A 12,443-nucleotide genomic window follows, 5' to 3' on the forward strand; every position below is an offset into this window, starting at 1 on the left:
TCTTGTTTCGATGGTCGCGTTTAATCTGACTTTTTTAGTCAGGTCAATACCTGAATTTTGTAGTCAGGTATTATTTGCGACTTTTCGCCGGGCCTTTTCCTCGGCTTTCACTTCGTCCCAAAGCGCATCCATTTCGGCTAGATCTGACTCTTCTGGTCGTTTACCCCGCGCAGCTAGCTTGGCTTCGACTTGCTCAAATCGTCGAGTGAATTTCGCGTTCGTTCGACGCAACGCAGCCTCTGGCTCAACGTTCATGTGGCGTGCCAGATTGGCCATCACAAACAATAAGTCACCGAATTCGTCTTCGATGTCGTCTTGGGTCAGGGTATCGCGGGCTTCGACAAGCTCGTGTGATTCCTCGACAATTTTGTCCAGAACATGCGAGACGTCTGGCCAATCAAACCCAACCCGCGCTGCGCGTTTCTGAAGCTTAAGGGCCCTTAAGAGTGCTGGTAGACCAAGTGCGACGCCGTCTAGCGCCCCTTTTTGCTCTTTGCCGGCACGTTCGGCGGCTTTGATGGTTTCCCAGTCGCGGGTTTGCTGATCGGCTGATTTATCGCGGCTTTCGTCGCCAAATACGTGGGGATGCCGGGCGACCATTTTGTCGGACATCGTATTGGCGACATCATCAATGTTGAACAGCCCGCGCTCATCCGCCATTTGCGCGTGAAAGACTGACTGGAACAGTAAATCGCCCAATTCGCCCTTTAGCTCATCCCATGCAGAACGCTCGATCGCGTCGGCGACTTCATAGGCTTCTTCGATTGTGTAGGGAGCAATCGTGCTGAAATCTTGTTCAATATCCCACGGACATCCTGTTTGGGGATCGCGTAAACGTCGCATGATTTCAACCAAACGCGGCATGCCACCTTTTGGATCATTGATAAGGTCGGCGGAGTTAGCTTGTGTCACGATAAGGTCCCGGAATTGAATCGTTGGTTCACCTTATCAAAGCTGGCAGCGTTGGAAACAGGCACTCGTCAGTTGGGACGCGTGCCTGCCGAGAATTTAGAATGTGAAACCAACACGCAGTTGAATGACTGTTTGTTCGCTTTCAACTGAGCTTGCAGAGAAAATGTTTTCGCCTGAAAGCGTGTAGTGATCGACACTTAGACCGATGAAGGTGTTGTCAGTGATCAGGTATTCGACGCCTAAGCCGTAAACGTTGCCTTCCATGTCAACCATGGAGCCTGCATCATCGAATTGGCTGCGGGCGAGGCCGAATGATCCATAAAAGAGTGTTTTACCAGTAGCATAGCCGAGTCGGGCACGAAGAGATTGCAGATCACTCTGGAGGCGTGTTGGGTTGCCTTGCACCGGGTTTTCACCTGCGACCGCTTGCAGCTCTAAGCCTAGAACAAAGTTTTGGAACTGGTGATCGTAGCCCACAAAGCCGCCAAAATCGTTTAACCCTTGGTTTGGCCCGTTGATGAATGGAAACCCTTCGGAAAAGACACGAGTGACGCCGTCAACTTCTGCATTATACGTCAGACCTGCACGGAGGCCTTGCCAGTCATTGTCCACGATCGACGGCAGAGGTGGTTCGACAATCGGATCACTGAGTGACCCTGCAAGTGCCGGAGCTGTAAAGGAACATGTCCAGAGCGTTACCGCAGCTAACCCACTTAATTTTTTGATCATTTCTCACCTTAGTGCACATAATATTCTTGATCTGCGGTTGCACTAATACTTCCCCTAAAAATGGACAGAGCGTTTTATTGATTTGTCTTAGATCAACGAGATGTGTTTCAGTTGGGCCACAGGTTTCGTTAGGCGCGAAACGCGGCAATGACGGCGTTATTGAATGATGGACGCATTTGGTGATGAGTGTGGTAAGTCATTTGTTGGCAGTTCCAATTGCGAGCTTAAACAGCCTGGTGAAATTTCTCGCCACATGGGGACGTTCAGCGACATTTGACATTGTGCCATGAACATACGGCCATCCACTTGCAGGCAAATGAATTCCCCTAGTTCAATACGACTGCCGGACTTGTCTGTGCAAAAGCAATCAATCGTCCGGCCATTAGGCGCGGTGACGTCAGCAAATGCGGGAAGTGCTAGTGCTGAAAGCCAAAGAAATAAGATCAGTTTACGCATAGGTAAATCTTATCACAGGATCGCCTCTTGACCAAATCTTTGGGATAGGGAAGGTAGCGACATGGTTCCTTTTGAGCGTTTAGAACAAATTGCCAGCCGGTTCGAGTATCTCGAAGCGCAGATGGCAGAGGGTGCAGCCGGTGCAGATATTGCAGCGCTGGCCAAAGAGTATTCCGATCTGAAGCCTTTGGTGGATCAGATTACCGCATATCGGCAACTGGTATCGGATCTAGAAGAGGCCGAAGCCATGCTGGACGATCCAGACATGCGTGAATTGGCTGAAGAAGAACTGCCCGTTCTTAAGGCGCAGTTCCCAGAGGCAGAGCAAGCTTTGCAAGTGGCACTGTTGCCCAAAGATGCGGCCGATGCGCGGCCAGCCATGATTGAAATTCGTCCGGGCACGGGTGGCGATGAGGCTGCGTTATTTGCAGGTGATTTGGTGCGTATGTACCAACGCTATTCTGAAGCGCGTGGCTGGAAGTTTGAGATCATCGAAGAAGCCGTGACCGAACTTGGCGGCGTGAAAGAAGTTGTCGCCCATATCAAAGGCGAGAACGTTTTTGCGCGGTTGAAATATGAAAGCGGTGTGCATCGTGTGCAGCGGGTTCCGACAACTGAAAGCGGTGGTCGTATTCACACATCTGCTGCGACAGTCGCTGTTCTGCCCGAAGCGGATGATGTGGATATTAACATTGATGCCAATGACTTGCGTATTGATACGATGCGCAGTTCTGGTGCCGGCGGTCAGCACGTGAACACAACCGATTCCGCCGTGCGTATTACACACTTGCCAACGGGGCTTGTTGTGACATCCAGCGAAAAGTCACAGCATCGAAACCGCGAAATTGCAATGCAGGTTTTGAAAACGCGGCTTTATGATTTGGAGCGTCAGCGCATTGATAGTGAGCGTTCTGCAAACCGTAAGTCGCAGGTTGGATCTGGGGATCGTTCTGAGCGCATTCGGACGTATAACTTCCCACAAGGTCGCATGACGGACCACCGTATCAACTTAACGCTCTATAAGCTTGATCAGATCATGCAGGGTGATTTGGATGAAACGGTTGATGCGTTGACGGCGGATGATCAAGCCACGCAATTGGCTGAGATGCAGTCATGATCCTGCGACAGGTCTTGTTAGAAGGCACGCGTGCGTTGCGCGATGCCGGCATCGAAGGCCCGGAGCGCGATGCGCGCTTGTTATTAGCAGAAGTGGTTGGGTTGTCGGTCAGCCGTATGACGCTGGAGCCTGATTTACCCATCTCTGAGGTTCAATTTGATCAGTTTCATGGCATGCTGGCCAGACGTGCTGCGCGCGAGCCTGTGTCTCGGATTCTGCGCCGCCGTCTGTTTTGGGGGCGTACTTTTGAGGTGACGCCTGATGTTCTTGATCCACGTCCAGAAACTGAAAGCTTGATCGCAGCGGCATTGGATGGTCCGGTTCCGGATCGTTTGATTGATCTGGGCTGTGGTAGTGGCATCATTGCGGTGACGTTATTGGCGGAATGGGCGGATACTTATGGCACGGCCTCTGATGTCAGCGCGCCGTGTTTGCAAGTGACAGGGCGCAACGCTGAGACACATGAGGTCCATGATCGGTTGACGGTGGTTCAGTCGGATTGGTTTGCGAATGTCAGCGATCAATTCGATCTGATCGTTTCTAATCCGCCATACATCACCGAAGACGAAATGGCCTTGCTGGACCCTGATGTGGCATTGCATGATCCGCATTTGGCGCTGACGCCGGGTGGGGATGGTTTGGCGCCGTATCGGGTGTTGGCATCGGGTGCGATGACGCATCTGTCGCCGAATGGGCGCATTATGGTTGAGATCGGCTGGAAGCAGGGCAAGGATGTTGCCCAAATATTCGCGCAGGCTGGTCTCAAAAGTATACGTGTTTTGCCCGATCTAGATGGGCGTGATCGTGTCGTTTGTGGTGTGAAACCCACGCGTTAAGCAAAAATTTGCGAATTCCGTGCATTTTCGTAGGAAAATAGTCAGGACCCCCTTGTAAGCACACGCTCAGAAGGGTACTCAGAAGGGGTCTAGTTGGTGGATGCCTCAAACGCGGTCCCACTGGACACCAAGCCAAAAATGTTGTGATCCACAGCTTTTGCCATGATGGCACTAGCGCGGTCATAAAAAGCAGTGATTCCAAGGCTGGACTGAACAATCATGAGATCTTCGAAATCCCGTTCGCGGTCAAAAAATAACCGTAACAACAACCGTCCTTCCGGTAACATCGTCAACCGTGTGTTTGACAGCAATGGTCCGGAAGGCAAGGTGCGTGGTACGCCGCAGCAGATTATCGACAAGTACAATCAGCTCGCGCGCGACGCACAGCTGGCCGGTGACCGTGTTGCGACGGAGAACTTCCAGCAACACGCGGAACATTACCTGCGTATGCTTTCAGAAGCTCAGCGTGAGATGGACACCCGTCGCGAAGAGCAAGAGCGCCAGAACCGCGAACGCCAAGCAGAGCGTGACCGTGAGCGCGCGCAACGTAATGAGCGTCAAGAGCGTGAATCCAATCAGCCTGCACCTGCGGCAGCGCCTGCAGAAACAATCGCTGATCCAGCAGAGGCACCACAGCCTGATGTTGTGATGGATGTTATCGGAGACGGTAATGGCGATGCCGGCTTGGTTGAAACGCCAGAGGCGAGCGAACCTGCTAACAAGCCAAAACCAAAGCCACGCGCACGTCGTCCAAAGCGGACAGATGACTCGGCTGGCGAACAGTCACAAAGTGCTGATGGTACAGAAGCGCCAAAACCGCGTCGCCGCCGGAAACCACCGGCAGAGACCGAAGGCCCTAAGGCTGCTGAATAAAAGAAAGCCCGGACAATTGTCCGGGCTTTTTCTTTAGGTCTTGGCGACTTCGCGGGCGAGGGCGCAAAAGGCTTCGAGCGAAATGACCTCTGCGCGATCTGTGGGTTTGATGCCCGCAGCGACCAACCGATCCTCAATATCGGGCGAGATGCTTTTCAGTGAGGATCGCAACATTTTGCGTCGTTGGTTGAACGCCGTTGCGACGACGCGGCTTAGCGTGCCTGCATCTGCCTCAAAACGTGGTGTTTCTAATGCATCCAGATGCACCACTGCGCTGCTAACCTTTGGTGGCGGCGTAAAAGCACCCGGAGGCAAATGCAGAACTATACGCGCATCCGCCCGCCACTGTGCCAAGATTGCTAGCCGGCCATAGGCTTTACTACCCGGTGTCGCGACAATGCGTTCCGCCACTTCTTTTTGAAACATCAACGTCAGGCTCTGCCAAAACGGCGGCCATTTCTTTGGCGTCAGCCAGCGCACCAACAATTCAGTGCCGACGTTATAGGGCAGGTTGGCTGCAACACGGATGGGCGGAGTTAAATGCGTCAGAGGATTAACCTCTAGCGCATCGCCGTTTATGACCTGTAGTCGTCCCGGATAGGCCTCTTCGATTTCGGCGAGGGCCGGCATGCAGCGCATGTCTTTCTCAATCGCCAAGACTTTGCGCGCACCTTCGGATAGCAATCCGCGGGTTAAACCACCGGGGCCTGGGCCAATTTCTAGAACATCACATCCAGTTAGATCACCGGCCTGACGTGCAATCTTGGCGGTTAGGTTGAGATCTAGCAAAAAGTTCTGTCCCAGCGATTTGCGCGCTGAAAGCTCATGCGTCGCGATCACATCACGAAGAGGGGGGAGTTGGTCAATAGCTGCCATAAGTCTTCTTTGATTGATCTACCCTTAGGCAGATGCCACGCCCTGCTGTGCGGCCGCCATTTTGGCAGCAAGGCGCAAGGCCTCGATAGTGCTGGTTGGGTTTGCCTGATTTTGGCCTGCAATGTCAAATGCCGTGCCATGATCGGGGGACGTGCGAATAAAAGGTAAGCCTAAGGTCACATTTACACCGCGGTCAAAGTCGAGCGTCTTGATCGGGATCAGCGCTTGGTCGTGATACATGCAAATCGCGGCATCATAGGCTTGGCGCGCTTTGGCGTGAAACATGGTATCTGCCGACATTGGGCCGCGAATATCCATGCCTTGATCGCGCAGCGTGTCCAGCACCGGTGCAATCACATCGCGATCCTCGGTGCCCATGGTGCCGCCTTCGCCTGCGTGGGGGTTCAATCCGGCGACCGCAAGCCTTGGCTTGGCAATACCAAACTTGGATTGAAGGTCGTCATGCGTGATTTCAATGGTTTTGCGCAAAGAGGCAGGTGTTAGGGCCTGCGGCACATCTTTCAAAGCAATGTGAATGGTCGCTGGTACAACACGCAGTTCGTCGCTGGCTAACATCATGACAACCTGATCAACGCCCGCCAGATGAGCCAGATATTCTGTATGCCCCGGAAAGGAGAAACCCGCGCCGTCTTTCAATGCTTTTTTGTGAATGGGGGCTGTGCACACTGCGGATGCCTGACCCGACATGGTCAAATCAACAGCTTTTGCAATGACATCAATCACACCCTGAGCGTTTGCCCCAACAGGCTGCCCCGCCATAGATTTCCCGGCAAAGCGATGCGCTAAGACGGGCAGGGCATTGGGCATAACGTCAATGGCCTCTGCTGGATCAGAAATGATCTGATGTGGCATGGAACCCGGCAGGTGATCAGGATCACCAATCAGAAAAAACGTCTGCTCATTCTTAAGGGCGTCCCATGCCTTTTCGGCCAACTCTGGGCCAACTCCGGCCGGCTCGCCGCAGGTTAAGGCAATTGGGGCCGCGCTCATTTTTCGACGATCAAAGCTTCTGCGCGAAGTTGATCTAGATACCCATCAGCATAGGCAGACAGGCGACGGTTACGCAGTGCATTTGTCACATCAGCACGTGAGGCTTGCTCGTTCACAGCAGCCGTCCGACCACACATCATAACCAGAAGCAGCTCGCTGCCGTTAGAACTGGTCAAGGCTGTCGAGATCTCATGGCGATCAAGCTTGGCCAATTCCAATGCGATGTCGCGTGGAATGTCTGCAGGTGCTTTGGCTTCGATTGTAAGAGCTGCCTCTGGGCCACCGTAGTTTACACCGTAAAGATCATCACAGGTATCAATGCTATTGCGGACCTCGGTAGCGCGGGCCAATGCTTCGGGTGAACGCCCGCCGGGAATGCGCAACACGCCATATTCGATTGCCGCGAATTTCACGGCAGGTACTGGCATTTCTTCGATGGCACGCATTTGAAAAATCGCAACAGCCTGTTCAAGTTCCAGTGGAGGTGTCACTTCGCCGGGCTTTAATTCTAAAATAACCGGTTGAAACGGAGCGGGCAGGCGGTTCAGAGGAAGCCATTCCAAACGTCCGCCGTTGTCACGTGTTCCGGATGCAGAGACTTGTTGCGCTGCCTCGGAGAAACGCGCGAAAGATCTGATTTCGCTGATCTGATTGGCAACGTCGAGCACTTGTTCTTCGGTCTCTGGTGTGACCGGAATGATGATTTCGGAAAGCAAAACGCGCAAACCGGATTGGCCTGCTGATCCCAATGCCGCATCAATTTCTGCTTCTGAAATTTGTACACGACCACGGAAACGCGCCGCGACGACTTCGCGCCAAACCAGACCAGTCCTGACAAAGTCACGGAATGTTTGTGGATCGACGCCTTCGGCGGCGAGGGCTTTCAAGAACTGGCTGGTTTCCAAGTTGCCGCGCTTTGCGAACTCTGCCATGCCATCGGCTAGTGCCTCATCAGAAATCTCAACTCCCAGAGCGGCACCGGCTTCAAGTTTCAGCCGATCCGCAATCAGCTCGTCCTTGGCAATACGCTTTAGATCGCCAAAGCGCCGAATGGCTTTGTAGAACTTCGCGCGCTGATCAACTTCGTAATAGGTTACCGCCCGTTCGTTCACTGTGGCAGCAGGGCTAAACAGGTTCTGCGCGTGGCTTTCAGGGGTTCCTGCGACGAGGAAACCAGCAGTCAATGCGCCACAAATCAAATGTTTTAGGGTCATCTTTGTATCATCCTGCCGTCTTGCTGCATGTTCTTGCATAGCTCTTATCAGTCGTTGCTGCCGAAAAGCCAAGGATTTGAACGGTAAAGCTCAAATCCGTTGCTGGTCTTACAGTAGTAGAAGACGTAAAGCGACGCGATACTGAAAAGCGCGCATTTACACATTCATTGCGGTATTCAAGGCCAATCCCGGCTTCGGCTGTTGTGTCACTTGCCACGTCATAGCGCCAATTCGCCAAGCCGGTCCAATGACGGTTGAGCCGATAGGAACTGTCTAGATTCCATTCTGACAAAACAGACGCGCGGTCTTCGTCGGCATCGGCGCCCAGCCATACATAGGACGCACCCAGATCAAGCCGGTCATTGTTCCAAGCGCCCCGTGCTTCGGCTTTGTTTAGTCCGTTCACGCCATCAATCAATGTACGTAAGGTCAGATCGATCCCGCTTTGGCTTTTGAGCTGTGTAGCAACCAAAAAGTCCGACTCTGTCCCAGCCAGGCCAGAGCTTAGGGAAAAGTCATCATGCACATCTTGGCGAATGACCTGACCAACGGTCAAATGTGTTTCCCATTTTGGGCCAAACCGCGACCAGTTCATGCCCAATGCTCCAACCAATCCGCGCTCTCTGCGGTCATCGGATGGGAAACGGGAAAGGGACAATAGATTACCCTCGTCAAACTCGACGCGCGTGCTTTCATCGTTTGCGATGATAGGCGGAGTGCCCGCGCGAATATTGCCACCTGACCACGCAATTTGTCCGATGGGTTCAACAATATGCGTGACACCGGTCGCTGTGGTTTTGATCAACGGATAACGTAGGTGGGCGGCGACCGTGGGCGTGATCTGTGCATAGTTATCGTCCGCCAACGTGGCATCTTGCGCAGTATGCACCGCATCCAACGCCAATGACGCGGTTGTGCCAAACTCCAAGCCCACATTTGTCAGCCAAGTTCGCCGCCACTCTAGCTCTGCATTCACGCGCGATACATCGCGTCCGTCTACGATACCGTCCAGATCAACGTCCGTTGAGGCATCTGACTTACGGTAATGGCTGTGTGCTTCAAGCTGCCAAAATAGTTCGCCACCCAGAGCACGCGGAAACAAACGTTGCTCTGTCCGCGCCGAGACGACCACAGATGGCAGCGTGTTATTGTCTTCTGATGCCCTCAGCGATTCAAAAAACGATAGTGCAAGCTTTGTGTTTTCTAACCTATTGGTCCGCGCCAAGGCCACTTCGCTGTTTAAACGATCCAAATTTGAATAATCGTAGTCGACCAAATACGCGTTGTCTGACGTAGATTTAATGTCAAAGCTTAGCGTGTAATCGCGCGGCATCTCAAACGTGCCGGTCCCAAAGAGGTAAGCACGAGAATCAACGCCGCTGAAATCATCCTTGGAAAAGGCGCCTAAGAATTCGATTTCACCTTTGGTAAACGCCTGACGGTAACGCCATTCAAGCGTTCTGGTGTTTGGCGAAAGATAGGGTGTTAGTGTCAGATCTTTGTGGTCACCCAATCGGATGAAATACGGGACTTTCACGCCCAGACCAAACCGGGACCTAGAGCGTACCTGCGGGATCAAGAACCCCGTTGCACGTTCCAAAGTGGGGTCGGGCAGGCGTAGCCGCGGGAGGTAAAAGACCGGCACATCCATGATGCGGAATTGGGCGTTATCAAAGAAAAGCTGCTGTTTTTCTTGATCATGGGTCACGCGTTTGGCCCTGATTTGCCAAAGCGGCGCACCATTTAAACATGTAAGGCATGAGGTCGCAGCGACCTTGTCTAGCTTTGTGCGTTTGCCTTCTTCGCGGCGTGCTTGAGCTGCGTCGATTGTGACTTGCTCGTTCAACACAAGCCGCGCGCTAGTCAAAAGCCCGTTTTGCATCGAAGTATCAAGCTCTGCGAAATCGGCGAAGATTTCCACCGCTTCGCCATCTCGAATTTTGATGGGGCCTTCGATTGTGATTTGATCTTTAACGCTGTCATAGACGATGGCGGTGGCTGTTAAACGCGTATCGCCTTGCACGGCTTCTACATTACCACGCGCTGTCAGCGTATTATTGCCCTGCAAAAAGACGGAGTCCGCAATCAGGATAACGTCCTCTTGCTCGGCGCTTTGCGCGAGCGCTGAAAGTGGGGTGCTTGCCAGTAGGGCCGCAACACACAAGGATTTTGCAATAAGAGTAAAACGCATCATCCGTCTTCCATATGTAACAATAAGCCCAGTGCCAACATCACGCTTGCGATGGGCGGCGTCCAGGCGGCCAGTTCAATTGGGATTTGACCATTTTCCCCGAGGATTTGCGCAAAATTTCGAATGTAGTAAAGACCAAAACCCGACATTGTTGCTGCGAGCGATGCAAGGCCCGTTCGTCCAAATCGCGTGTGTCGCATCGTGAAGGCCGCTGAAATCAGAACCATGGCGACCAAAAACAATGGCTGTGCCGCTTCCATATGGAGCCACATGGTATGCCGTCTTGCCGAGAATCCAGCATCTTCTAGCTGGGAAATCAAACGCGGCAACTCCCAGATTGAAACCGCTCTTGGTTTGCCAAAGCTGTCTCTGATTTGATCACGGGTGAGCGTCGTTGGAAGCTGGTACGTTGCATGAACCTGAGAGGACGCTTCGGCATTTAAGCCACGCCCCAAAGGCCAAAGCTTTACATTTTCCATGTTCCACGCTGCTTCAACCAATTCAGCAGAACCGGCTTGAATGCGTCGAATTGGACCGCCTTCAGCGGCGTAGCTTACCATGGTGACGTCACGCAGTACCGTTGCGTCGTGGTTGGAACGCTCCGCAAAAATCACCGTCTGCCCAGTTGCGCTGCCTTGTCGTAGCCATATCCCATCACGAGAAACCGACAGAACACTATTGCCACCTTGCCGGTATAATGTGGACAGTTCGTCATATTTTTTCGTAGTTGCCGCCACGATCGGATTGAACGTCGACACGGCGAAAAGGCCGATCATCAAAGCCACGCCAACCGGAGATAACAGAGAGGTAAGCGCAGACCGACCACTTGCCCGTGTGACCACAAGCTCACTGCTGCGCGCTAAGCTTAGGAACAGAGTGAGCGATGATAAAATCATGATCAGCGGTAAAATCTGATAGATCTCCTTGGGCGCGTTTAACAGCATAAGCTGAAACAACTTTAAGAACCCAATTTCTGAAACCTCAAACTTTCGCAGATGTTCAACAAGATCGAACAGCAACAAAAGCACCAGAAAGACGCCTGTTAAGGCAAAAAATAACCACAGGAATTTGCGTGCAAAGTAGTAATAAAGGGTCATGCTTTGCTCCGCCGACGTAATGCATGTGGATAGGCGCGGCTTGCCAACATCAGCCAAACAACCGCAAATCCGACCAATGACGGAACATACATCAAATACCAACTATCCGCATCGTTTCGAACCGGATTGGTCACGCCATTTCGCATGGCTTCTAAAATCACAAGAATGATGAAGGCCAAGACAATCTGTTGCCAGACACCAAAGCGGCTAAAGCCACCCAGCAACAAGGTGGAGAACCCAACCAATGCGGCGACGATGCAGATCAAGATATGCGCAACGCGCCCGTGCAGCTCAGCTGCAATCCAGCCTGGCTCTAGGTTTAGTTGAAACGAAACGTCCTCGGGCGAAAGAACCAATTCCCGTGTTGGCGTCCGCTCTAGCGCTTTGCGTTGATTGGTTGAATGTCGCAAAAACGCGCTAATGTCATAGGTGAAGTCCGCGAAGTTGGTTGTGAACAGCCGTCCGTCGGACTTATTTTCAACCTGTGCTAAGCCATCCACCATAATCAGTTTCGGCCCAGTGTCGTCTTTGATCAGATAGGCTTCGTTAGCCGTATAAGTCACGGATTGTTCTGGGTCCGAATGATCTGACAAAAACACATCGTTCAGAACACCCTGCGCATTGATGTTGCCAATGTAGAACGTCACATTTGCAGACGGATGCAAAAACGTGCCTTCGGTGAGCAGCCGCGCCGTTGCGTTTTCTGCAATTTCACGTTCGCGTTGGTCCAACTGCGTCATGCTCGCCGGCACAAGATAAAGCGACAGTGCGGCCATCATCAGCCCTGTCAGTAGTCCAAAGTTCAAAATCGGCCGTGCCAACCGCCATGGGCTGAAGCCTGTCGATTGCATCACAACCAATTCGCTCTCGCTGGACAACCGGTTGGTCACGTATGTGGCCGCAGCAAAGGCCGCGATTGGGAGGATCAGTTTGATAACCGCAGGTAAGCTCAGAACGGTGAATTCGACGAATACACCAATGGATTGCCCGTCTGCAATCAGACGGTCAAACAACACAACCGCACGATTGACCCAATAGATGGACACAAGGACCAGCGCAAAGAAGCCAAACAGCATCATTAGTTGCGACAGCATATAGCGGTCGAATCTGTTCACTGCTTGCCCCCCAAGC

The 12,443-nt window shown here is 52.6% G+C and carries 12 protein-coding genes; 3 read left to right on the forward strand and 9 right to left on the reverse strand.

The features are described 5' to 3' along the window. Window positions 1-63: 63 nt before the first annotated feature. The 3 genes from mazG to Q4544_RS10880 form a co-directional block, all read right to left on the reverse strand. Window positions 64-864 carry a nucleoside triphosphate pyrophosphohydrolase gene (gene mazG / locus Q4544_RS10870; protein WP_303506257.1) on the reverse strand — a complete coding sequence of 267 codons (801 nt, stop codon included), beginning with the start codon at window positions 862-864 and terminating at the stop codon, window positions 64-66. A 144-nt stretch (window positions 865-1,008) separates the two neighbouring features. Beyond that, on the reverse strand, window positions 1,009-1,641 hold the full coding sequence (locus Q4544_RS10875; protein WP_303506158.1) for an outer membrane protein: 633 nt from the start codon (window positions 1,639-1,641) through the stop codon (window positions 1,009-1,011). A gap of 156 nt (window positions 1,642-1,797) precedes the next feature. After that, complete coding sequence (locus tag Q4544_RS10880; RefSeq protein ID WP_303506159.1) at window positions 1,798-2,097, reverse strand: hypothetical protein; 300 nt, start codon at window positions 2,095-2,097, stop codon at window positions 1,798-1,800. 61 nt (window positions 2,098-2,158) lie between these two features. On the opposite strand from Q4544_RS10880, the gene prfA reads away from it, so the two are divergent. The 3 genes from prfA to Q4544_RS10895 all read left to right on the forward strand — a co-directional run bounded on the left by prfA (window position 2,159) and on the right by Q4544_RS10895 (window position 4,923). Continuing rightward, window positions 2,159-3,214 carry a peptide chain release factor 1 gene (gene prfA / locus Q4544_RS10885; RefSeq protein ID WP_303506160.1) on the forward strand — a complete coding sequence of 352 codons (1,056 nt, stop codon included), beginning with the start codon at window positions 2,159-2,161 and terminating at the stop codon, window positions 3,212-3,214. Continuing rightward, window positions 3,211-4,050 (forward strand): peptide chain release factor N(5)-glutamine methyltransferase, encoded by an 840-nt coding sequence (gene prmC / locus Q4544_RS10890; RefSeq protein WP_303506161.1) that lies wholly within the window; start codon window positions 3,211-3,213, stop codon window positions 4,048-4,050. The genes prfA and prmC overlap by 4 nt, the downstream gene beginning before the upstream one ends. A 219-nt stretch (window positions 4,051-4,269) precedes the next feature. Further along, window positions 4,270-4,923 (forward strand): DUF4167 domain-containing protein, encoded by a 654-nt coding sequence (locus Q4544_RS10895; RefSeq protein WP_303506162.1) that lies wholly within the window; start codon window positions 4,270-4,272, stop codon window positions 4,921-4,923. A gap of 33 nt (window positions 4,924-4,956) precedes the next feature. Here Q4544_RS10895 and rsmA read toward each other — a convergent pair whose 3' ends face one another. From rsmA to lptF, 6 genes are read right to left on the reverse strand one after another with little or no spacing between them, the layout of a single operon-like run. Further along, window positions 4,957-5,799, reverse strand: a complete 843-nt coding sequence (gene rsmA, locus Q4544_RS10900; RefSeq protein ID WP_303506164.1) for a 16S rRNA (adenine(1518)-N(6)/adenine(1519)-N(6))-dimethyltransferase RsmA — start codon at window positions 5,797-5,799, stop codon at window positions 4,957-4,959. A gap of 24 nt (window positions 5,800-5,823) precedes the next feature. Continuing rightward, the gene (gene pdxA, locus Q4544_RS10905) at window positions 5,824-6,810 is read right to left on the reverse strand and encodes a 4-hydroxythreonine-4-phosphate dehydrogenase PdxA (protein ID WP_303506166.1); all 987 of its coding nucleotides are present in this window, start codon (window positions 6,808-6,810) and stop codon (window positions 5,824-5,826) included. Then, entirely contained in the window at window positions 6,807-8,024 is a 1,218-nt protein-coding gene (locus tag Q4544_RS10910; RefSeq protein WP_303506168.1) for a peptidylprolyl isomerase, read from the reverse strand. Before Q4544_RS10910 ends, pdxA begins: the two co-directional genes overlap by 4 nt. Window positions 8,025-8,031: 7 nt before the next feature. Further along, window positions 8,032-10,215 (reverse strand): LPS-assembly protein LptD, encoded by a 2,184-nt coding sequence (locus Q4544_RS10915; RefSeq protein ID WP_303506170.1) that lies wholly within the window; start codon window positions 10,213-10,215, stop codon window positions 8,032-8,034. After that, entirely contained in the window at window positions 10,215-11,312 is a 1,098-nt protein-coding gene (gene lptG / locus Q4544_RS10920) for an LPS export ABC transporter permease LptG (RefSeq protein WP_303506171.1), read from the reverse strand. Before lptG ends, Q4544_RS10915 begins: the two co-directional genes overlap by 1 nt. Next, on the reverse strand, window positions 11,309-12,427 hold the full coding sequence (gene lptF / locus Q4544_RS10925; RefSeq protein WP_303506172.1) for an LPS export ABC transporter permease LptF: 1,119 nt from the start codon (window positions 12,425-12,427) through the stop codon (window positions 11,309-11,311). The genes lptG and lptF overlap by 4 nt, the downstream gene beginning before the upstream one ends. Window positions 12,428-12,443: the final 16 nt, after the last annotated feature.

This window comes from Cognatishimia sp. 1_MG-2023 (genome assembly GCF_030548175.1).
Classification (GTDB): Bacteria; Pseudomonadota; Alphaproteobacteria; order Rhodobacterales; family Rhodobacteraceae; genus Cognatishimia.